The organism is Butyrivibrio sp. VCB2001 (genome assembly GCF_000423965.1).
In the GTDB taxonomy this organism is placed as follows: Bacteria; Bacillota; Clostridia; order Lachnospirales; family Lachnospiraceae; genus Butyrivibrio.
Map to the genome: position 1 here is coordinate 256,363 of NZ_AUIZ01000003.1, position 20,931 is coordinate 277,293.

At 44.6% G+C, this 20,931-nt stretch carries 21 protein-coding genes; 12 read left to right on the forward strand and 9 right to left on the reverse strand.

What is annotated here, in order from left to right; translation table 11 throughout:
* Nucleotides 1–63: 63 nt before the first annotated feature.
* The 3 genes from G589_RS0105870 to G589_RS19015 all read left to right on the forward strand — a co-directional run bounded on the left by G589_RS0105870 (nt 64) and on the right by G589_RS19015 (nt 4,825).
* Nucleotides 64–876, forward strand: coding sequence for a nitroreductase family protein (locus tag G589_RS0105870; protein WP_026521434.1), 813 nt, complete (start codon nt 64–66; stop codon nt 874–876).
* 17 nt (nt 877–893) lie between these two features.
* Nucleotides 894–2,744, forward strand: coding sequence for a carboxylesterase family protein (locus G589_RS0105875; protein WP_026521435.1), 1,851 nt, complete (start codon nt 894–896; stop codon nt 2,742–2,744).
* A gap of 101 nt (nt 2,745–2,845) precedes the next feature.
* Complete coding sequence (locus tag G589_RS19015; RefSeq protein ID WP_051192204.1) at nt 2,846–4,825, forward strand: methyltransferase; 1,980 nt, start codon at nt 2,846–2,848, stop codon at nt 4,823–4,825.
* A 1-nt stretch (nt 4,826) separates the two neighbouring features.
* Here G589_RS19015 and G589_RS19020 read toward each other — a convergent pair whose 3' ends face one another.
* The 4 genes from G589_RS19020 to G589_RS0105900 all read right to left on the reverse strand — a co-directional run bounded on the left by G589_RS19020 (nt 4,827) and on the right by G589_RS0105900 (nt 6,762).
* Entirely contained in the window at nt 4,827–5,201 is a 375-nt protein-coding gene (locus G589_RS19020; protein WP_051192205.1) for a LysM peptidoglycan-binding domain-containing protein, read from the reverse strand.
* 60 nt (nt 5,202–5,261) lie between these two features.
* Entirely contained in the window at nt 5,262–5,453 is a 192-nt protein-coding gene (locus G589_RS0105890) for a helix-turn-helix transcriptional regulator (protein ID WP_022769319.1), read from the reverse strand.
* A 3-nt stretch (nt 5,454–5,456) separates the two neighbouring features.
* Nucleotides 5,457–5,987, reverse strand: a complete 531-nt coding sequence (locus G589_RS20980) for a hypothetical protein (protein WP_051192206.1) — start codon at nt 5,985–5,987, stop codon at nt 5,457–5,459.
* Nucleotides 5,988–6,219: 232 nt separating this feature from the next.
* Nucleotides 6,220–6,762: an NADH peroxidase gene (locus G589_RS0105900; protein ID WP_026512544.1), complete on the reverse strand. Its 543-nt coding sequence runs from the start codon at nt 6,760–6,762 to the stop codon at nt 6,220–6,222.
* Nucleotides 6,763–6,972: 210 nt separating this feature from the next.
* On the opposite strand from G589_RS0105900, the gene G589_RS0105905 reads away from it, so the two are divergent.
* From G589_RS0105905 to G589_RS0105915, 3 genes are read left to right on the forward strand one after another with little or no spacing between them, the layout of a single operon-like run.
* The gene (locus G589_RS0105905; RefSeq protein WP_026521436.1) at nt 6,973–7,842 is read left to right on the forward strand and encodes a MurR/RpiR family transcriptional regulator; all 870 of its coding nucleotides are present in this window, start codon (nt 6,973–6,975) and stop codon (nt 7,840–7,842) included.
* An 18-nt stretch (nt 7,843–7,860) separates the two neighbouring features.
* On the forward strand, nt 7,861–8,340 hold the full coding sequence (locus tag G589_RS0105910) for an S-ribosylhomocysteine lyase (protein WP_026521437.1): 480 nt from the start codon (nt 7,861–7,863) through the stop codon (nt 8,338–8,340).
* 15 nt (nt 8,341–8,355) lie between these two features.
* Nucleotides 8,356–9,051 carry a 5'-methylthioadenosine/adenosylhomocysteine nucleosidase gene (locus G589_RS0105915; RefSeq protein ID WP_081668945.1) on the forward strand — a complete coding sequence of 232 codons (696 nt, stop codon included), beginning with the start codon at nt 8,356–8,358 and terminating at the stop codon, nt 9,049–9,051.
* A 78-nt stretch (nt 9,052–9,129) separates the two neighbouring features.
* Here G589_RS0105915 and G589_RS0105920 read toward each other — a convergent pair whose 3' ends face one another.
* Entirely contained in the window at nt 9,130–10,710 is a 1,581-nt protein-coding gene (locus G589_RS0105920) for a glucose-6-phosphate isomerase (RefSeq protein WP_026521439.1), read from the reverse strand.
* Nucleotides 10,711–10,863: 153 nt separating this feature from the next.
* Between G589_RS0105920 and G589_RS0105925 the strand changes: the two genes are divergently transcribed.
* Genes G589_RS0105925 through G589_RS0105940 form a run of 4 tightly spaced genes read left to right on the forward strand, consistent with a single transcriptional unit; the run spans nt 10,864 to nt 15,255 of the window.
* Nucleotides 10,864–12,378, forward strand: coding sequence for a sensor histidine kinase (locus tag G589_RS0105925; RefSeq protein WP_026521440.1), 1,515 nt, complete (start codon nt 10,864–10,866; stop codon nt 12,376–12,378).
* A 22-nt stretch (nt 12,379–12,400) separates the two neighbouring features.
* The gene (locus tag G589_RS0105930) at nt 12,401–13,090 is read left to right on the forward strand and encodes a response regulator transcription factor (RefSeq protein ID WP_022769330.1); all 690 of its coding nucleotides are present in this window, start codon (nt 12,401–12,403) and stop codon (nt 13,088–13,090) included.
* Between the two features lie 3 nt (nt 13,091–13,093).
* Nucleotides 13,094–13,840, forward strand: coding sequence for an RluA family pseudouridine synthase (locus G589_RS19030; protein WP_035775466.1), 747 nt, complete (start codon nt 13,094–13,096; stop codon nt 13,838–13,840).
* The gene (locus tag G589_RS0105940) at nt 13,825–15,255 is read left to right on the forward strand and encodes an O-antigen ligase family protein (RefSeq protein ID WP_026521441.1); all 1,431 of its coding nucleotides are present in this window, start codon (nt 13,825–13,827) and stop codon (nt 15,253–15,255) included. The genes G589_RS19030 and G589_RS0105940 overlap by 16 nt, the downstream gene beginning before the upstream one ends.
* Here G589_RS0105940 and G589_RS0105945 read toward each other — a convergent pair.
* Nucleotides 15,248–15,733, reverse strand: coding sequence for a hypothetical protein (locus tag G589_RS0105945; RefSeq protein ID WP_026521442.1), 486 nt, complete (start codon nt 15,731–15,733; stop codon nt 15,248–15,250). The genes G589_RS0105940 and G589_RS0105945 overlap by 8 nt on opposite strands.
* A gap of 165 nt (nt 15,734–15,898) precedes the next feature.
* On the opposite strand from G589_RS0105945, the gene G589_RS0105950 reads away from it, so the two are divergent.
* Both G589_RS0105950 and G589_RS0105955 read left to right on the forward strand, forming a co-directional pair.
* Nucleotides 15,899–16,648: a polyphosphate polymerase domain-containing protein gene (locus G589_RS0105950; protein ID WP_026521443.1), complete on the forward strand. Its 750-nt coding sequence runs from the start codon at nt 15,899–15,901 to the stop codon at nt 16,646–16,648.
* 35 nt (nt 16,649–16,683) lie between these two features.
* Nucleotides 16,684–17,373, forward strand: a complete 690-nt coding sequence (locus G589_RS0105955; RefSeq protein WP_022769336.1) for a DUF4956 domain-containing protein — start codon at nt 16,684–16,686, stop codon at nt 17,371–17,373.
* 78 nt (nt 17,374–17,451) lie between these two features.
* Here G589_RS0105955 and G589_RS19035 read toward each other — a convergent pair whose 3' ends face one another.
* From G589_RS19035 to G589_RS0105970, 3 genes are read right to left on the reverse strand one after another with little or no spacing between them, the layout of a single operon-like run.
* The gene (locus tag G589_RS19035) at nt 17,452–18,750 is read right to left on the reverse strand and encodes a sensor histidine kinase (protein WP_051192207.1); all 1,299 of its coding nucleotides are present in this window, start codon (nt 18,748–18,750) and stop codon (nt 17,452–17,454) included.
* 21 nt (nt 18,751–18,771) lie between these two features.
* Nucleotides 18,772–19,446, reverse strand: coding sequence for a response regulator transcription factor (locus G589_RS0105965; protein ID WP_026521444.1), 675 nt, complete (start codon nt 19,444–19,446; stop codon nt 18,772–18,774).
* Between the two features lie 36 nt (nt 19,447–19,482).
* Nucleotides 19,483–20,904 (reverse strand): MATE family efflux transporter, encoded by a 1,422-nt coding sequence (locus G589_RS0105970; RefSeq protein ID WP_051192208.1) that lies wholly within the window; start codon nt 20,902–20,904, stop codon nt 19,483–19,485.
* Between the last annotated feature and the right edge of the window lie 27 nt (nt 20,905–20,931).

A 20,931-nucleotide genomic window follows, 5' to 3' on the forward strand; every position in this document is an offset into this window, starting at 1 on the left:
CGTTTTGATGAATGTGTGATACAATTGCATTGTACACAATGTAATTCAAATGGAGGTCTACGCATGAGTTTTCTTGAGGAAGTAAAGACAAGACGCAGTGTCAGAGCATTTGACGGCAATTACCCGTCTGATGATGTTATTAATGAGTTAAAAGAGTATGCTGAGAACATCACAAATCCTTACGGAGTAAATGTAAGATTTGTTTTCCTTGATGCTAAGGAGAATAACCTTTCAAGCCCGGTGCTCAGCGGCGAGAAGTTATATGTATCAGCTGTGGTTAAGAAAGAAGAGCATATGGAAGAGGCTTACGGATACGCTTTCCAGAAGCTTCTTATGAAGGCACATCAGCTGGGACTTGGTACAGTATGGATCGGCGGAACAATGCCAAGAGATAAGTTTGAGACAGCTTCAGGCCTTAAGGACGGAGAATTCATGCCATGTATGAGTCCTCTTGGAGTTACAGCAGCTAAGATGTCAGTCAAGGAAGTCCTTATGAGAAAGGGCGTTAAGGCTGATACCAGAAAGTCTTTTGAAGAGCTCTTTTACAACGGAAGTTTTGCAACACCTATAACCGAGAGTGCATCCATGGGAATGGGACTTCATGACGCTCTTGAAGTAGTTCGTCTTGCACCTTCAGCTGTAAACAAGCAGCCCTGGAGAATTGTGATAGAGGATAATAAGGCTCACTTCTTTGAGGCACACGACAAGGGATACATTACTCCTGACTATGACCTTCAGAAAATAGATATAGGAATTGCCCTTTATAACTTTGAGGCTCAGCTTCTTTCAGAGGGAAGAAAGCCCGTGCTTTCATGCGACAAGCCGGATGTTGCTGCTCCTGAGGGAATGGACTTTGTAGCAACCTATAGCTTCTGATTCATGAGGATCTTGTAATGGTTTTATTTAATATTTTTGTGATTTTGACAGGACTGCTTTATATAGCAGTCCTTGAACTTTCTAAGAACATGATCATCGGCTGGGTAGTGGGAATACTTGCTACCATTGCTCTGCTTCTTTACCGAAATGTCTTTTACAAAAAGATCGGAAGCAAAAAGAATACGCTTCTGGCCTTTCTGATATTTGCGATAATTCTGGTGCTTAATCTGTTTCTGACAAGGCCCCCTGTTAAAAGAGTTCCTGCTGTAGATAACAGAAATCCCGACGTTACGGAAGTTGTTGAGGTAGAGCAGGGACAGCTCACAGGTGTCTATAACAAGGACCACTCAGCTAGAGTTTATGCCGGAATTCCTTATGCCAAGCCCCCTGTAGGAGAGCTCAGATTTAAGGAGCCCCAGAAGGCTGACGGATGGGATGGCGTAAGAGCATTCGACCACTTCGGACCAAGAGCTATGCAGACTCAAGGCTCGGTCTTTTACGATTCTCTTTCGCACATCCTTGGCTGGCATGATTATCAGGTGAAGTTCGGGGATGAATACACAGAGGAAGTTAGTGAAGACTGCCTTTACTTAAATGTCTTTACACCGGGAGACGACAGAGCTGAACTCCTTCCTGTCATCTTCTATGTCCATGGAGGATCCCTTACCACAGGTCATTCCTCGTATTCCGAGTACAGGGGAGAGAACCTGGCAGCCAAGGGAGTAGTATTTGTCGACTTTGCTTACAGACTTGGCGTGTTCGGATATTATGCAGCCGATGACTTAAAGGCAGAATCTCCCAACGGAACTACCGGTAACTATGGACTTCTTGACCAGGTAGCAGCCCTTCAGTGGGTTTATGATAATATCGAAGCCTTCGGCGGTGATAAGAACAAGATCACCATCGCCGGAGAATCAGCCGGTGCATCCTCAGTAAACGCACTGTGCGTATCGCCACTTACCGAGGGACTTTTTAGATATGCGATAGCCGAGTCCAGTGGTATTGTGGCAAAAGAGCCTTTCCACACCTTCAGGTATTACGAGGATGCTGTTGCAACAGGCGACGAGGTCAGAGATGAGTTTGGTGTATCATCATCAGCTGAACTGAGAAACATCCCTGCCACGGAGCTGGTTAAGACTCATACTCAGAATTCATCAATGACTGTTGATGGATATGCAATAACAGAACAGCCCTACCTCACCTATGAGAGAGGCGCAAATCACGAGCAGGCTCTGCTTAACGGCTTTAATGCAAAAGAGGCTGATGCCTTCCTGCTGGGAACTGAGGCAACCAGAGAGAACTATGAGGACCTGATTGCAGAAGATATGCCTGAATACGGCGATGACATGGCAGAGGTTGTGCCCTGGGACCTTCCTCAAAGGGATCAGTCATTTATTGTTGATGCCAAGGGAGAAGCCAAGGGTGCTCTGAATACGGCGTACAGCGCCATGTGGTTTAGCTATTCCCACTATGTGTGGAACAATTACATGGTCTCTCAGAACAGACCGGCCTACGAGTATTACTTCACCAAGACCAACAATATTCTCTCCAATTACCACGCAGGTGAGCTTCCCTATGCCTATGGCAATCTCTGGAGACATCCTGGACTATACAAGGATGAAGACTATAAACTATCCGAGATCATGCAGAGCTACTGGGTGAACTTTGCTTACAACGGCGATCCCAACGGATATCTTCTTAACCCTGATGGCTCTTCATCAGAAGAGATACTTCCGGTTTGGGAGAAGAGAGAAGCCGGCCAGGATCAGCTCCTTGAGCTTGGCGCACAGATAAAGATGACTGATGATCCAAACCTTGAAATCTATAAAGTCATTGATGAGTTTATGGAAACAAGAGAATCCAATTAACATCATTTAGAAGGAATCAATAAACGCTGCCCTTAGGCAGAAGTTGATTCCTTCTTTTTTTGTGCTATGATATGAACTGAAAAATTTTTAAGGAGCATATAATGAGCAGTAATTTTTATAAATACTTTGAGAATGGCGGAAGCCTTAAACAGGGAGTTTTAGAAGAACACGTATGGCTTCGCTTTCTCACCTGCACTGACAATGTCTATGTAAATGCAGAGAGACTTGAGAGCATGGGAAGCCTTTCCGGCAGAGAGACTCTCATGTATGTCATCAGAACCCTTGATATTCTGGATGAAGTAGCCAAGAGGGATAAGCTTGGCAGCAGGGTAAAAGAAATTGTGGAGACAACCCTAAAATGGTCGGAAGTAGCCAAGGGAGGTCTTTCCAAGGAGAGGGAAACCTGGATTGAAAAGGGTTATCCACTGGATATCCACAATATTGCCTCAGCTGAAATTTACAAAGACGTTACCGGAGATGCAGGTACAATCTATACTCTCATAAAGACTCACGGAATTGTGGGCCAATGCATCAGAGGCGAGATCTCCGTATCCGCCAATGCTCCACTTCTTGAGATCAAAGATGATGAGAAGAAAGAAATCCTCATGTCTCTCAATGAGTGCATTATCAGAGCAGCCAGTGAGAATATCTGGAACAACATTAAGAAAAGCGTTGAGTCATTGATTGACAGGATCATCGCCGGAGACTTATCTGAGTTTACTGCCCAGTACAGACTACAGAAACTGTGCCCCAGAGAAATAGAATTCTTCGAAAATGATGTAAAGTTCTTTGAGAAAAACATCTTCCCGAAATTCGAGTTGTGGTATTTTGAATCAGCGCTCTCTGATTTCAACATGGGTCAGATAAGAACAATTCTTTCAAACACTTTAGATGCTATAAACAGATCAGGAAAAGAAGTAAGACACCTTAACTTCAAGCCTCTCTCAGATAGTCTCTACTACGACTACGAGGGCAAAAAGCACGTAAACATCTACAAGAAGAGGATCATAGAGAAATACATTCTCGACTCTTCGGTCCAGAACGTGGACATAGATGTGAAGATAGAAAATGGATCTGCCTTTGTTGACTTTAAGTTCTCTCCTGTCTGTGAGAAGCTCATAGACTTCTGCGTGGAAGCAGAAAGGAGCGGACTTCTCACCTTTGAGAAGAGCATAATCGTTCTCTATGACATGTTCGGTTTCAGGCGTGATGCCTTTGACAGGCTTAACAATGAGGATAAATATCTTAAGACCATGAATGATGTAACTTCCAGCACCAAGGACAGCATCATCGACTACGTGGTCGGAGAGAGCGTTGTAGATGTTGGATCCGGCGGAGGAATCCTTCTTGATAAGCTGGAAAAGAGCTATCCCGACAAGAAGGTAATCGGAACAGACATATCAGCTAATGTCATTGAAACTCTTAACCAGAAGAAAAACCGCGATGGCCACAAATGGGAAGTTCAGGTCCACAACTTTGTCGATGATACCATGGACCCTAAGGTTGGCAGCATTATCTTTTCCTCAATACTGCATGAAATTTATTCCTATACTGAGACGGATGGCGGAAGGTTTGAGATCGACAGTGTCAAAAAAGCTCTGAGAAATGCCTATGACAGCTTAAATAAGGGCGGAAGGATAATAATAAGAGACGGTGTTAAGACAAAAGGCTCATACCCCCTTAGCATCAGGTTTAAGACCGCAGCCGGTCTTGATTTCTTTAAAAACTATATGAATGATTTCAAGGGACTTAAAGATATTCCGGAAGAGAAAAAGGTTTCCTCTATTGATGAGAAAACCCTTACTGTAACCGGAGATGTGAACTTTATCAGAGAGTTCCTCTACACTTATACCTGGGGTGCTGAGAGCTATGCCCATGAGGTACAGGAGCAGTTTGGATACTTTACATTAAACGAGTATAAAGAGTTCTTTAACGAACTGGGGGCTAAGATCATATTTGCAGAAGAGCTCCTTGAGCCGGGATATCCTGATAATCTCGGAAAACTTGTAGAACTCCTTGATGAAAAGGGTAATCCGGCAGAATATCCGGACTCCAACTGCATAATCATCGCTGAGAAATAAATTACTTAAATTCATCTGAATAGTAGGGCACTACAAGACTCTCGCCGGCATTGATACGTCCGTCTTCACCCAGATTGTTAATTGCGCAGACTTCTCTTATGTAGGAGTCTGCGTCTTTGTATTCTGAGGAGATGTAATCCCCTGCAATGCTTCCAAGACTGTCACCACTGTGAACGGTTATAGTTGTGTAGTATTTAAACCTTTCGTTCTCGGAATGAGCTGACAGCACCAGCTTGGAACACAGAAATGCAAAACTAAAAACTACAAGTGCTATCACAAGACCGAGGATGATTCTCTGGCGTCTTACTATGCGAAGACGTCTCTTTCTGTTCTCTTCAATTCTGATCTCTCTGTAAGCTGAATATGCTGCATCCATAAAAAACACCTCCTTTGCGATGATTAGATTGTCGCAAAAGAGGTGTCCCATATACTGTACTTATTCCCAAAAGAGCTCGTCCAAAGTCTTGTCCAAAGCCTTGCATATTGCGATGCAGAGGTTGATGGTGGGGTTGTAGTCACCCTTTTCAATGGCACTTATGGTCTGTCTTGATACTCCGCAGAGGCTGGCAAGCTGATCCTGGGAGAGATCCTTGCCGGCCCTTGCGGCTTTTAGTCTCAGATTCTTCATAGATCAGTCCTCCTCATTTTCTTTTGCATCGAAGGCTTTCTTAACAAGGGCACAAATGCCGATCACTGCCATCCAAATAAGAACGATCACATTCAGAAGCGGAAGTGAATTAAAGCCTTCTTTTGCAAGTGTTCCGTTTGCGATTGAAGCAATAACCGGGATGAGGTTTAAAGCTATTGCTATAACTATGATTGCAGTATAGCGCTTGCGGTTGTTGTTAAGTCCCCAGTAGGTTCCGTTCCAGATGCTGTGTACACACAGAACTGCGAAAGAGATGAGTAATACAATAAAATGTACCAGATATCTCTCAATTCCAAATGAGATATTACCGATCTCGAGAATTGCGAGAGCTGCTTCCAGGCAAGCAAGAGTGTAGAAGCTGTACTTGTATCCGCGACCCTTAATAGATTCCTGTCTCTCGTCGTACTGTGTCTTAAACCTGTGATCTTTGTTTGCAAACTTAAGAAGTATTACTGCAATAACAAGACCAATCATTAAACCAAATACCATTCCATATGATGCAACTGCGTTCATTATATTTCTCCTCCTAATAAAGAATGAAACAATGTTTATATGTTAACTACTTATCTGTCAGCTGATAATCATATAGTAAAACCACAATAGAATAATGTCAAGTATATTTTACAAAAATCTTTTCAGAATATCAAAATTCATATAAATATCAGGAAAAATTTGGCACAAAAAAAGAGGACTGCCACGGGAAATGGCAATCCTCAAAATCTGCTTTATGCATAAAAATGAATAATTATCCAAAATATCTCTTAAGGAGACCTGCGAAAGCTTTACCATGTCTTGCTTCGTCTCTTGCCATCTCATGGACTGTGTCATGAATCGCATCAAGATCAAGAGCTTTAGCTCTCTTTGCAAGGTCTGTCTTTCCTGCTGTAGCGCCGTTCTCAGCATCTACACGCATCTGAAGATTCTTCTTTGTGGAGTCAGTTAATACCTCACCAAGAAGCTCTGCGAACTTAGCAGCATGCTCTGCCTCTTCCCAGCCTGCCTTTGCGTAATAATCACCGATCTCGGGATAACCTTCTCTATATGCCTGGCGGCTCATAGCAAGGTACATACCAACTTCAGTACACTCTGCGTTGAAGTTCTGACGAAGATCCTCAATAATGTCTTCCGGAACGCCCTTAGCAACGCCAACTACATGCTCAGCAGCCCAAACCATTTCGCCTTCCTGTTTGGTGAACTTCTCAGCCGGTGCCTTACATACAGGACAAGCCTCCGGAGGAGTGTCGCCTTCATGAACATAACCACATACCTGACATACCCATTTCATAATAAGAAATCTCCTTTCCTGCGCATTGCGCTTAAGTGCATAAATACACAAATAACTGCCGTAAATTCAGAATATCACAAAGAGACAGAAAATACTCTTTATTTTATAAATATTTAAGAAACAGATTCGTAATTGTTTGAAAATTAATTTCATTTCGTTATCAAAAATGCGATATACTAGTAAGTGGGAGAATTTTATGTATGGAGGCTGCACATGAATATCGTAAGTGAAAAAATTAGAAGTAGTTATGATGAGCTGCCCTCTTCCGAGAAGCTGGTGGCAGATTATGTTCTGGAACATAAGGATGCACTCTTTAAACATCCCATAAAAGAGCTGGCGGAAATGTCGGGGACTACTCAGGCTGCCTGGACAAGATTTGCACAGGCCATAGGCTATGATGGTCTCAAGGACCTTAAAAACGCATATTACGCTGAGGCTAACACAAACCTTGAAAAGGTGGGTGAGAATGCGCCTAAGATTGCCTTCAAGGATGTAAACGAATATACTTCGCTTCAGTCAATTGCCGACAATATCTGTGCAACCAGTGTTCAGGCCATACAGACTACATACAGACTCTTTGCTGCAGAAGCTTTCAATGATGCGGTTGAAGCAATCATCGGAGCAAAGCAGATACAGGTATTCGGCGTAGGAACTGCGGGAATAGCTGCATACGATCTTTACTGCAAGCTTCTTAGAATACACTACAATGTAGTTTTCAATCAGGATCATCACATGAACCTCATGACAGTTTCCCAGATAGCACCTGATGATGTGGCAATCTTTTTTGCAGACAATGCTAAAAATACTGAAATTATGCAGCTTTACAATATTGCAAAAGAGCGTAAAGCTGCTACAATAGCAGTTACAAAGCTTGGTAACAATGCTTTGACCACCGGCTGTGATCAGGTTCTTTTTGCAACCTCTCCCGAGATTGATAAAAAGAGCGGACTGAACAGTTCAAGGTTTGCTCAGCTCTATATCGTAGATACGCTCTACACGGCTATTGCAAACAGGGACTACGAGAATATCAAAGAGTATTTAAAAGACTCCTATGATGTATTCCACAAGACAGCCAGAGAATAATAAAAGGAATGGTTTAAAATGGAAAAAATCGCTAGCTTTACCGTCAATCATTTGGATCTTGAGCCCGGAATCTATGTATCAAGGAAAGATAAGGTTGGACAGGAGACCTTAACGACCTTTGATCTTAGAATGACTGCTCCCAATAAAGAGCCTGTTATGAATACAGCAGAGATCCATACTCTTGAGCATCTGGGTGCAACATTTTTAAGAAACGATCCTGAGTACAAGGATAAAACCATCTACTTCGGACCTATGGGCTGCAGAACCGGCTTCTATGTAGTTCTTGCAGGAGACCTTGATTCAAAGGACATTGTCCCTCTTATCACAAGAATGTTTGAGTTCGCAAGAGATTTTGAGGGCGAAGTTCCCGGAGCAAGCCCCAGAGACTGCGGCAATTATCTGGACATGAACCTTGGAATGGCTAAGTTCATTTCAAAGAGATATCTGGACAATACATTGTACGGAATAGATGAAAAGCATCTTGTTTATCCGGAATAAGAAGGAGAATCTATAGTGAAAATCGGCATTATTGGCGCCATGGAGGTTGAGGTAGAATCTCTTAAGGCTGCCATGACTATTAAAAACACAGTAAATAAGGCATCCATGGAGTTCTTTGAAGGAACCATCGGAACTACAGAGGTTGTAGTAGTAAGAAGCGGAATCTGTAAGGTTAACGCAGGTATCTGCGTACAGATCCTGGTAGACACCTTCGGAGTAACACATGTACTCAACACAGGAGTTGCAGGATCTTTAGATGCAAGGATCAACATCGGCGACATCGTACTTTCAACCGATGCAGCTTATCACGATGTAGATGCTACTATCTTTGGTTATAAGAAGGGCGAGATCCCACAGATGGGAGTACTGTCTTTCCCTGCAGATAAAGAGCTTATTGAGAAGGCAAAGGCTGCAATAAAGACAGCAGCACCTGACCTTGGAGTATTTGAAGGAAGGGTATGCAGCGGTGATCAGTTCATTGCTGAGAAGGACGTCAAGGACGCCATTATAAAAGATCTCGGCGGAATGTGCTGCGAGATGGAAGGCGCCGGAATCGCTCAGGCGTGCTATCTCAACAAGATCCCGTTCGTTATCATCAGAGCAATCTCAGATAAGGCTGACGGATCTGACGTAATGGACTATCCGGAGTTTGAGAAGAAGGCAGCAAAAGACTGCGCGGCACTTGTAATGGAAATGATGAAGTCCATGTAATAACAGCATAAATACATATAACAAAAGGGAGCTGAAAATCAGCTCCCTTAATTTTTGTCTTCATTTACTTAAGTTATATCAGATGTTCAGAAGCTTACTGTACTCTGCAAGTGCTCCGTCTGTATCGTGAGCAAGAACCTTCTTGGCAAGGACTTTACCGAGCTGTACACCTTCCTGGTCGAAGCTGTTGATGTTCCATACAAAGCCCTGGAACATAACCTTGTTCTCGAAGTGTGAAAGAAGAGCACCAAGAGACTTAGGATCAAGCTCATCACCGATGATGATGCTTGAAGGACGTCCGCCCTTGAAGTTCTTGTTGAGGTTCTCATCCTTCTTGCCGCAGGCAAATGCTACAATCTGAGCTGCAACGTTAGCGCAGAGCTTCTGCTGGCTTGTGCTGCCCTGGATATCTACATCGTTCCTGAGCTGGCTGTTTCTAAAGCCGATGAACTGAAGAGGAATGATGTCAGTTCCCTGGTGGAGGAGCTGGTAGAAGGAGTGCTGTCCGTTTGTACCGGGCTCACCGAAGATAACAGGTCCTGTCACATAGTCTATAGGATCGCCGAAGCGGTTAACGCTCTTTCCGTTTGACTCCATATCAAGCTGCTGGAGGTGTGCAGGGAAACGGCTAAGTCCCTGTGAGTAAGGAAGAACTGCTGTGCTCTCGTATCCGAGAACGTTTCTCTCAAATACACCGATGAGGGCATCAAGCATTGCAGGGTTTGTCATAAGGTCTTTTCCTGCTGCGAGCTTGTCTTCCTCAGCTGCGCCGTCAAGGAACTGAGCAAATACTTCAGGACCGAATGCAAGAGAAAGAACTGCTCCGCCAACACCTGATGTTGATGAGTAACGTCCGCCGATGAAGTCATCCATGAAGAAAGCTTCAAGGTAGTTGTCGCTCTTTGCAAGAGGTGATGTCTCTGATGTAACTGCGATCATGTGCTTGGAAGCATCAAGACCTGCGTTCTTAAGAGCATTTATAACAAAAGACTCATTGGTGAGGGTCTCAAGTGTTGTACCTGACTTAGATACAAGAATAAAGATTGAATGAGCTGCATCTATCTGATTAAGTACGGCTGATGCATCGTCGGGATCAACGTTACTGATGAACTTGGCTTCCATCTTGAAGTTGCCTGTTCTGTGTGCCCAGTTCTCAAGAGCAAGGTACATAGCTCTTGGACCAAGGTCTGATCCGCCGATACCGATCTGAACAACTGTTGTGAACTTCTCGCCCTTCTCGTTTACGATCTCGCCTGAGTGAACCTTCTTTGCAAATTCAGCGATTCTGTTCTGCTCCTTAACATAGAATTCTCTCTTATCTACGCCGTCAGCAACTACCTTATCGCCAAGCTGGCCTCTTGTGAGCTGGTGAAGAACAAGGCGCTTCTCACCTGTGTTGATAACTTCTCCGTTGTAGAGAGCCTCAAACTTCTCGGCAAGCTGAGCTTCCTCAGCGAGCTTCTTGAGTGCTGCAAGGATTTCGTCGTTAACCTCTTTTGCTGCGTAGTTGTAAGAAAGACCGGCTGCCATAGGTACTGAGTAGTTTTTAACTCTCTCAGCGCCGCTCTCGCCTGACATAACCTCCTGAAGGTTAACCTTAGAAACATTAGAGAGTTCCTTAAAGGAATTAAGGGTATCAAGATTGTTCCAATTGATCATTATCAAAGCCTCCGTATAATCGTGTGGAAAACGTTTTTTTATCCGCATTAAAGTGTAGCATGGTAAAAGTCGCATATCAAGCAAAACTACTATAAAAAATATCTTAAGTTTGCCCAAAATATGATATACTTAATTATGGCTTAGGGGGACACAATGAGATTTCGTACAAAACTCTTAATTACGTCCTTGGCGATTGTTGTCATTCCGCTTATCCTGGCAGTGGGCACATTTATGGCCTTTGGCCGCTATATGGCTTACAAACAGCAGCTGCAGCAGCATACCACCGCGTTTGATTACGGTATGATCTCAGATCCGGGTGGTACCTTTGCGGAGATGACCGATGAGCTGGTAAAAGAAATCGCCATCAATATGTTATCCAATCCGTTTATCCTGGAGAATGAACAGTTCCTTTCAGATCTGGATGCGCAGGTGGAATCAAGATATTCCTTCATCATAGTCAAAAAGGGCAATGAGCTTTATTATGCTGCCAGCAGAGACAAGGCCAAGGCAGTTATCAATGAGCTTCCGGGCTATGGTAACAGTATCGAGGGTATTTATTACACCTCGTCCAAGCATCTGGTAAGACAGGTAGACTTTCTGTTTTCCGATGGCGCAAGGGGTAGTCTGTATTTCATCTCAACCATTCGAACTGCAGTCACTACATCGCTTGTCATTTACATGTGCGTTGCGATAATCTTCATATTGCTCGTGACCAGCCTTCTTCTGACCATGTGGCTGGGGCGAAGTTTCTTCAGGCCAATCAATCAGCTGAACATCGCGATGCAGCACATCAAGGATGGAAATTTCGACTTTGTACTTCCGACGGATGTCAAGGAAAAGGGTGAGATCGGAGCCATGTACCGAAACTACGAGGACATGAGACTTCGTCTTAAGGAATCTGCGGAAGAGAAGATAGAGAGGGAGAAGCAGAACAAAGAGCTTATCAGTAATATCTCCCATGACCTAAAGACACCTATCACTGCTATAAAGGGATACTCACAGGGCCTTTTGGAAGGCGTTGCAGACAGTCCCGACAAGCAGAAGAAATACATTAAGATCATTAATAGCAAGGCCAACGACATGAACAACCTTATTAATGAGCTTACATTGTATTCAAGTATTGATAACAACAGAATTCCCTATAACTTCACCAAGATCAATGTGGCTGATTATTTCGGGGATTGTATAGATGAGATCGGTGCTGATCTCGAGAGCAAGAACATCAAGCTCAACTACTCCAATCTGATAGCGCCGGATACATTGATAGTAGCCGATGCTGAGCAGATCAAGAGAGTAATAAACAACATTGTTAACAATAGTGTTAAGTACCTGGGAAGAGACGACGGAACCGGACAGATCGATATCAGGATCCTGGATGAGATCGATTCGGTGAGAGTCGAGATTGAGGACAACGGTAAGGGTATTGCCCAGAAGGATATCCCCAATATCTTCGACAGGTTCTACAGAACGGATTCCTCCCGTAACTCCAAGCAGGGCGGAAGCGGAATCGGTCTTTCGATCGTCAAGAAGATCATTGAGGACCACGGCGGATATATTTGGGCTACCAGCCACGAGAACGAAGGTACCTGCATGCATTTCGTACTGAGGAAGTACGTAGAGTATGCGGATAACTCTGATACAGTAACTGTAGCTAATGAAACACAATAATCCATAGAAAGGCAGAGAGTGTATGAGTAGAATACTTATTGTTGAGGATGAAGAGGCGATTGCTGACCTTGAGAAGGATTATCTTGAGCTTAGCGATTTTGAGGTTGCAATTGAGAACACTGGGGATGCTGGACTTGCAACTGCACTTGCGGAGGACTTTGATCTTATAATACTTGATCTTATGCTTCCCGGAATGGATGGCTTTGAAGTATGTAAGCGCATCAGAGAAAAGAAAGACGTGCCGATCCTTATGGTTTCAGCCAAGAAGGACGACATTGATAAGATAAGAGGACTGGGACTTGGTGCAGATGACTACATCACAAAGCCTTTCAGCCCTTCAGAGCTGGTTGCCCGTGTTAAGGCACACATGGCAAGATACTCAAGACTTGTAGGCTCAGGCCATGAGAACAATGACTTCGTTGAGATCAGAGGCCTTAAGATCGACAAGACAGCAAGACGTGTATATGTCGATGATCAGGAAAAGAGCTTTACAACCAAGGAATTTGATCTTCTTACCTTCCTTGCTGAGAACCCTAACCACGTGTTCACAAAAGAAGAGCTCTTCCGCAAGATCTGGAACATGGATTCCATCGGTGATATCGCTACTGTAACAGTACATATCAAGAAGATCCGTGAGAAGATCGAATATGATACCTCCAATCCTCAGTACATTGAGACTATCTGGGGCGTAGGTTACAGATTCAAGGTATGATGAATGACTAACAGCATAGATTATCTTTATGAGGACGAGGACATCCTGGTCTGCCACAAGATGGCAGGTATGGCAACAGAAGGCGCTAAGGCCGGAAGGATGGACCTTGTGAGCGCAGCAAGAAATTATCTTGCCCGCAAAGATAAGATGAATACCAAAGGGCGGCAAAGAAATTTGCCGCCCTATGTTGCTACTGTGAACAGACTGGATCAGCCTGTTGAGGGTGTTATCGTGCTGGCTAAAAATAAAAAGGCTGCATCAGATCTGGCACAGCAGATTAAGCTTCACAAGACAGAGAAATACTACTATGCCCTGTGTCTTGGAATTCCTGCGGAATCAAAGGGGCATCTGGCAGACCTTCTCATAAGGCGCGCGGACAACGGACTTGCCGATATTTATAAGGAAGATGAGAAGATAGAGACCATCGGAGGAGAAGCCAAGAAGGCAGAACTGGAATACGAGGTCATAGCTACAAAGGGTGAGACAGCTCTTTTGAAAATCCATCTTCTTACAGGGCGCTTCCATCAGATTAGGATCCAGCTGGCCAGCAGAGGCTATCCAATCATTGGTGATGATAAGTATGGAAATGAGAAAAGCCGGGAATATGCAGAAAAAGCCGGAATAGAGAATGTCTGCCTGGTCGCTTATAAGTATGTCTTTAAGCACCCGAGCACCAAAAAGAAAGTGGAGTTTGAGATAACGCCAAAGAATGCTGCCATAGGAGAATTACTAAATTGCGAAAATACATAACCTGGGGTTATCTGATAATAATATGCACCATCCTTCCTTTATATATGAAGGATGGTTACTATATGCTGGGAGAGAGTAAGGGCCTTTTGTACCTGGGAGTGAGCGCGGCTTTTGCCCTTGTACTTGTGCTGTTTGAGAGAAAAAAGCTTTTGTCAGGAATAGATAAAGAGAGCTTTGCTTTTTTCGGACTCATGGCCTTTTTGTTCTCCAACATCATAAGCTTTGTCTTTTCCATAAATAAGTCCGTTTCCTTCTTTGGCCTTGAGGGCTGGAGAGGAGGCTTTCTTACTGTAATCCTTATGCTGTTTTTTACACTTGTCTTTTCCGGGCAGGAACTTTTTTCAAAATATATCACAGCTGCTCTGCTGCTGACTCCCGCCTTTGAGTTTGTTCTTGGGATTCTCGGGAGATTCGGAATATACCCAATTGCCATCGCTCATCAGAATAATTCATTTGTGGCCACCATCGGTAACATCAACTGGTACGTGGGCTTTCTTTCAGTGTTTGTTTCGCTGGGGATAGGCCTTTGCTATACTGAAAAGCTCTTTTCCAAAGAGTTCTTTCTTCTTGCCCTCTACGAGATTCTGGGACTGGTAGCTCTTCTTACCCAGGGGAGCGAGAGCGGAGCACTGGTGATAATAGGCGCATTTTTGCTGCTGCTCTTCAGGAGCCTTGGCAGTAGAAAGAGCTTTTTGAAGATGTCAGCTCAGCTCTTTATCTTAGGACTTTCCATGGAGATAGTGGATATCCTTATGCTGGCCTTTGGAAACCTCTATAATTACCAGGATAATCTCCTTGTTCAGGCCTGCAGCGGATTTAAGGGACTTATCCTCATGGCATCCGCCTTTTTCCTGTACAGATTATCAAGGCTGTTTGAGGAAATCAGCGGAAAGTGGAGGGGTAAGCTCTTTACGGAGGTTCTGCTGTTTGCGCTGGGACTTGGAGCAGCGGTAGCGGTTTATAAACTGCGCAGCAGCTTCGGGTATAGCTTTGGAAACGGAAGAGGGCTTATCTGGAGCATCAGCGCAGATATGTTCCATACTCTATCGCCCTGGAGGAAGCTTGTGGGCGTCGGCCAGGACGGCTTTTATTCTTATGCCTACTCCGTGCCTGAGATCGCAGATTCCCTGCTTAACACGTTCCCCGGCAATAAGCTTACCAATGCTCACTGCGAGCTTTTGACAATGCTGATAGAAAGAGGACTTCTTGGAGTTGTCACTTATCTTTTCTTTATGGGAACGATCCTCTGCGCATTTATTAAGAACAAAAAGGAGCGCGCAGCAACTATCTGCGCACTCCCTGTCATTGCATATTTTCTTAATTCTCTTGTCTCTTTCTCAACTGTAACTTCAACGCCCTACCTGATGCTGGCCATAGGAATCGGGCTCTCAAGCTGCAGGAGCGAGGTTAGTTAAAAGTAGGAACCGGAATGCTCTCATCCAGATCATGGAAGAAGGTTCTGGTCCTGATGATTCCTGCCAGTGCGTCCTTATATTCATATAAGAAGCGCTCGCTTATGTTTTCCTCGCCGTACATCTGGCATCTGCCGGCATAAGCATTCAGGACGGACACATAGTGCTTGTCCTGGTTAAATACATTGAAGATCTCATCTTTCCTTCTTCTTGGATGTTTGGAAGCGAACTTCCTGATATCCAGCTGAAGATCGACTGCAAGGGCTTTCTCCCTTTTTCTTACACTGTGAAGAATTTCTTCGTATTTCTCGTCATCTATTTTTTCAAAACGATCAACGAACTCCATACAGCATGCGTGGTCCGGCAGAAGGAGCCTTACTCTGTCATCTCCGTAGACTTCCTCGATCTCTGCTACCACAGGCGGATCAAGTGGCTTGCCACTGTAATCCAGGATTATAACCTTATCCCCTTTTTTGTACATTTACACCTCCTAGAAACTTTGTATTTTTAGCGGTGTTCCCCTACCTCTAGTATAACATAATTGCGAATTATTTTTTCTTTATATCTGTTTTAAGTTATTTTTAGGCAAGGCTTTTATGATGTGTCTATAAGGTAACAAAAACGCACAAAAACGGAGAGAGAAAAAATGGCAGGATTTAAGGATGTATTTCAGAGAATCGAAGTGAAATATCTGTTGGATGATATGCAGTATACGGAGCTGAGAAAACGACTGGAAGGCATGGCAGAAGTTGACAGCTACGGAAAAACATCCATCTTAAATATATATTTTGACACGCCGGATTATAAGCTGATCGAAAGGTCACTTGAAAAGCCCGTCTACAAGGAAAAGCTAAGGCTAAGGACATACGGCGTTGCAAATGATGACACCAATGCTTTTATCGAGATCAAGAAAAAGTACAAGGGCGTTGTCTATAAGAGAAGAATCTCAATGCCATACAAGAAGGCCATGGAATATCTGGTAGATGGTAAAAGACCTGAAGAAAGAAGCCAGATTTCAGATGAGATCGATTATTTCCTTAAGTATTACAAAGGAATAAGACCTGCAATGGCAATCTCTTATGACCGCATAGCAATGGCAGGAATCGAGGATCCGGACCTGCGCATCACCTTCGACACCAACATCAGATGGCGCACGGATAAGCTTAGCTTATCTGAAGGCAATGTGGGAAAAGACATCCTTCTTCCCGGCCAGCACCTGATGGAACTTAAGATCGCAGGAGCAATGTCAATCGAACTTGCAAAGATACTCGATGAACTTAACATCAGAAAAACCTCTTTTTCCAAGTATGGAAAAGGATACGTTGATTATATGTACGGCGAAGACGCCACAGAGAGAAACAAAAGCAACATCAAAAACTTTCGCAGAGCAGTTTAAAGAAAATATTATTTGAGAAAAAAGGAGAAAATAAAATGTCTACATCAGATTTGATTTTTGGAAGCATCATCACAAACGGTACTATCACAGGGGCGTCATTTTTGATCGCCACTGTTTGCTCACTGGCCATCGGCCTCTTTATAGCTTTTATGTACACCATAAAGAGCAGCTACTCAAGAAGCTACATCATTACACTGGCACTTCTTCCTGCTATCGTCCAGATGGTCATCATGCTGGTAAACGGTAACATCGGAGCAGGTGTGGCTGTAGCCGGAGCCTTCTCACTGGTAAGATTCAGATCAGCACCCGGAACAGGTAAAGAGATCACAAGCATCTTCCTTGCTATGGCAGTAGGCCTTGCAACAGGAATGGGATACATCGGTATCGCAGCAATCTTTGCGGTCATCATCACAGTGGCAAATCTTATCCTCATGGGAAGCGGCTTTGGAAGCGGAGCAGCTGAGGAAAAGACACTTAAGATCACTGTACCTGAAGGACTTGATTTTGAAGGGATCTTTGATGACATTTTTGCAAGATACACAACAAAGGCTGAGCTCTGCGAAGTAAAGACATCAGGAATGGGAAGCCTTTACAAGCTTAACTACAGCATCGTTATGAGAAACAGAGCATCCACAAAGGGAATGATCGATGAGATGAGACAGAGGAACGGAAATCTCGAGATAAGCTGCTCAAGACCTGTAGCAGTTAAGGCTGAGGAACTCTGATAAAAAAGCTATTACCTAATATTTTGAATATAAAAGGCCGTTAGATCCGAATAAGTTGTCTAACGGCCTTTAGCTATGTCATTTTGCTGCTATTTTCTGAAGATTCTTAGGGAGCTGGGTAGGAAGAGTTACTACAAATCTGATTATCCTGTCCCCGTCCTTAAGTGCCTGTATGTCGCCTCCGTGGGACTGGGCGATGGCTCTTGCCACCGAAAGACCTATTCCGTAGCCGCCCTTTTCGCGGCTTCTTGAGGAATCTGCTCTGTAGAAACGGTCAAATAATCTGTCCAGATTTCCTGAAGGCATATAGTCTGTGGTATTTGATACCTCTAAAGTGATGTTCTTTTCTTTTGATAAATGAACGTTGATGCTGCCCTTTTCATCGGAGTATTTCATGGCGTTGTCCAGGAGCAGCGATGTCAGCTGGTTGATGGCGTTCTTGTCTCCGGTTATGTGAATGCCGTCTTCTATGTCTGTGACATATTTCTTGGAAGTAGATTCAGCCACGGCTCCAAAGGAAGCAGCAGTCTCTTTTATGGTGGCACTCATATCGAAGTCGCTGTAGACAACGTGCATTCTCTCCTCATCCATTCTGGAGAGTGTAAGAAGGTTCTTGACCAGGGAGTTCATTCTCTTTACCTGGTTTCTGATGCTGGAGGTCCACTCGCTCTTTCCGGCTTCAAGCTCAAGGACATCGATGTTTGCTGAGATGATGGCAAGTGGTGTCTTTAGCTCATGACCTGCATCAGTGATGAATCTCTTTTGCTTTTCCATGGATTCCACAGCCGGGGCAACAGCCCTTCCGGAAAAGAGGAAAACCAGGATGAACATTGCAATAAGAGTGAAAAGACCGATGAGCAGGGATTGTAGAAGAAGCTTATACACATTTACAAGCGAGGTGCTCAGGTCGCTGAAGACCAGTATCTGTGTGCCGTCAGCGTTGTTTCCCAGCCTGTATCTGAAGGAGCGATAGAACCCCTTTTCCTTTCCTCGGGAGATAACCTCCGTGGCAGCCTCTTTTGCCGCATCCTCAGTGACTGAGGCGATATGGTTTACGTCAACTTCAAGGATGTTCCCGGATGAGTCGTAGCGCACCCAGAAATATCTGGTCTGGTAGGGCATCTCCATGGAACGCATGTTGTTTAAGTGCTCAAAGCCAAGGGGTCGATCCGGCCTTGGTGGCTGCTGATTGTTATTATCTTTCAGCATTCCCGGGAAAAAGCCGTTGTTGGTTGTCAGGATCTGCAACAGATTATCCGCATCCCGTACGCTTTGGGAAATATTGGCAATGTTAATGACGGCGATCATGATCACCAGGATCACCAAAAGAGATAACATGGCTGTTATCACGAATTTCTTCCGAAGTTTATTTACCATAATTATTCCTCGATTTAGGGCTTAGGAAATCTCGTTTATGGAATAGCCAACACCTCTTGATGCCTTGATCTCGCACGTGGCTTCAAGGGATGAGAGTTTCTTTCGAAGGTTTGAAATATATACCCAGACTACGTTTACGTCTGCTTCGCCGTCGGACCAGATCCTGTCCATGAAGTTGTCAACGGAGATGATCCTTCCGGGAGAAGTCATCAGCATCTCCATCATCTGGAATTCCCTTCCTGAGAGATGGATCTTATCGTGCCCCTCTGTGCAAAGATCGTACCCTGCTCTGTCCAGAGTAAGGTTTCCGCAGGTGAGGTTAGCGGGCGCGAAGTCCTCTTTTCTTCTGAGCATTGCTCTTACTCTTGCAAGGAGCTCGCCCATATCGAAGGGCTTTGGAAGGTAGTCGTCGGCTCCAAGATCAAGACCCTTAATGCGGTCATCAACTTCAGTCTTGGCAGTCAGGAATAAGACAGGGGTTGGAAGACCTTTTTCTCTTATTTTCTTAAGGACTTCCATGCCGTCCATTCCGGGCATCATGATATCGAGGATTATGCCGTCATAGTCTCCTGCGAGGGCATAGTCCAGGGCATCGGTTCCGTTATATACTGCATCTACGGTGTAATTGCTGTGTTTAAGGATAGCTACAAGGGCGCTTACCAGTTCTTTTTCGTCATCGGCCAGAAGTAGTTTCATAGCATGTTCCTCCAATTACATTAATTTTATCACAAGTTAACCCGCAGCGCCTGCGATGGAATGAGCTTTACTGATAGGCTTTCTCCAAAGACGTATGAGGAAGAGTGTTCCGCGAACGCACAGGTCTGAGCACATGGCGATCCAAACTCCCGGAAGCCCGAGGATGGGTGCGAGGAAAAACGCCATGGTAAGTCGAACTGCCCACATACTGATAAAGTTTATTATGGATGGACCAAGTGTATCGCCGGCTCCTCTGAACACACCTGTTGCTACAATTGATGCGGCAAATAGCGGTTCTGCGAAGGCTTCTATCCTAAGGACCTGTGCACCAAGAGCCTGAATCTCGGGATCCGGTGTGAGGAAGCCAAGTATTGAAGGAGCAAAGATGTACATCAGAATTCCGGTGCAGGTCATGACCAGCATTCCAAGAATGGTTGCAAGCCACCCGAGGCGCTCTGCAAGCTTGTTTCTGCCGGCGCCAAGGCTCTGCCCTATGAGAGCTGTAGCTGCACTGGCGATTCCGTAGCCCGGCATATAGCAAAGGCTCTCAGCCGATACCGAGAAGGAATTGGCAGCAAGTGCTGTAACACCCAGGGGCGATACGATCCTTGTGCAAAAGACATATCCCCAGCCCATGATTCCCTGCTCGATTGCAAAGGGGATCGCGATGTGGAGGGCTGCCTTCAGCTCTTTTACTGAGAAAGGAATCTTGTCCTCGGTGCGAAGATGAAGTATCGGGGACTTGATAAGAAGGAAGAACAGAAATGTAAGTGCAACTATGCCCTGGGAAAAGGCTGTACCAAGCGCAGCTCCTGCAACGCCCAGGTTAAAGCCCGGGAAAAAGACCCTTGCACCAAAGAGTGAAATGTATCTTGAGGGGAAGATCAGCAGGAAGTTGAAAAAGACATTGAGAAAACACCCCACAACATTTAAGATGCTGGGAGTTCTGATATTTCCGCTGCACTGGAGCATTCCTGAGGCTACGCCGTTTAGGTTCGTGATGGGGAGCGCGAGGGCAAAGATTGCAAAATAGATGGTTGCTTCTCTTACGATGTCCTCTGATCCGCCGAGCCAATGTGGGAGATGCCCGCTTATGGCAAAGCAAATAAGACCGATCAAAGAGCTGAAGATAAGGACGGATATAATGCCGTGCTTGTTGATAGCCCTTGCCTGTGGGAACTTCTTGGCGCCGATATTGTGAGCCACCTGGACAGTAAAGCCCATGGTCACTGATCTGCAAAGACCACCGATGAGCCATGTTGTTGAGGATACAAGTCCTATGGCTGCCGATGATGTGGGGCCAAGACGCCCTACCATTGACTGGTCTACATATTCCATTATTACGGTTGAAATCTGGGAAAGTATGGCCGGGATACTCAGCATTGCTATGATATAGAGCTGGTCCCTCAGAGTAATTTCACTGCCGTTTCGTATTTGTTCAAAATAATCTCGTTTCATCGGAATTAGTATAGCATACGCGGGGAA

Coding starts and splice junctions, on each gene's coding strand:
- G589_RS0105870 (WP_026521434.1), top strand. CDS start 64: ATGAGTTTTCTTGAGGAAGTAAAGACAAGACGCAGTGTCAGAGCATTT.
- G589_RS0105875 (WP_026521435.1), top strand. CDS start 894: ATGGTTTTATTTAATATTTTTGTGATTTTGACAGGACTGCTTTATATA.
- G589_RS19015 (WP_051192204.1), top strand. CDS start 2,846: ATGAGCAGTAATTTTTATAAATACTTTGAGAATGGCGGAAGCCTTAAA.
- G589_RS19020 (WP_051192205.1), bottom strand. CDS start 5,201: ATGGATGCAGCATATTCAGCTTACAGAGAGATCAGAATTGAAGAGAAC.
- G589_RS0105890 (WP_022769319.1), bottom strand. CDS start 5,453: ATGAAGAATCTGAGACTAAAAGCCGCAAGGGCCGGCAAGGATCTCTCC.
- G589_RS20980 (WP_051192206.1), bottom strand. CDS start 5,987: ATGAACGCAGTTGCATCATATGGAATGGTATTTGGTTTAATGATTGGT.
- G589_RS0105905 (WP_026521436.1), top strand. CDS start 6,973: ATGAATATCGTAAGTGAAAAAATTAGAAGTAGTTATGATGAGCTGCCC.
- G589_RS0105910 (WP_026521437.1), top strand. CDS start 7,861: ATGGAAAAAATCGCTAGCTTTACCGTCAATCATTTGGATCTTGAGCCC.
- G589_RS0105920 (WP_026521439.1), bottom strand. CDS start 10,710: ATGATCAATTGGAACAATCTTGATACCCTTAATTCCTTTAAGGAACTC.
- G589_RS0105925 (WP_026521440.1), top strand. CDS start 10,864: ATGAGATTTCGTACAAAACTCTTAATTACGTCCTTGGCGATTGTTGTC.
- G589_RS0105930 (WP_022769330.1), top strand. CDS start 12,401: ATGAGTAGAATACTTATTGTTGAGGATGAAGAGGCGATTGCTGACCTT.
- G589_RS19030 (WP_035775466.1), top strand. CDS start 13,094: ATGACTAACAGCATAGATTATCTTTATGAGGACGAGGACATCCTGGTC.
- G589_RS0105945 (WP_026521442.1), bottom strand. CDS start 15,733: ATGTACAAAAAAGGGGATAAGGTTATAATCCTGGATTACAGTGGCAAG.
- G589_RS0105950 (WP_026521443.1), top strand. CDS start 15,899: ATGGCAGGATTTAAGGATGTATTTCAGAGAATCGAAGTGAAATATCTG.
- G589_RS0105955 (WP_022769336.1), top strand. CDS start 16,684: ATGTCTACATCAGATTTGATTTTTGGAAGCATCATCACAAACGGTACT.
- G589_RS19035 (WP_051192207.1), bottom strand. CDS start 18,750: ATGGTAAATAAACTTCGGAAGAAATTCGTGATAACAGCCATGTTATCT.
- G589_RS0105965 (WP_026521444.1), bottom strand. CDS start 19,446: ATGAAACTACTTCTGGCCGATGACGAAAAAGAACTGGTAAGCGCCCTT.
- G589_RS0105970 (WP_051192208.1), bottom strand. CDS start 20,904: ATGAAACGAGATTATTTTGAACAAATACGAAACGGCAGTGAAATTACT.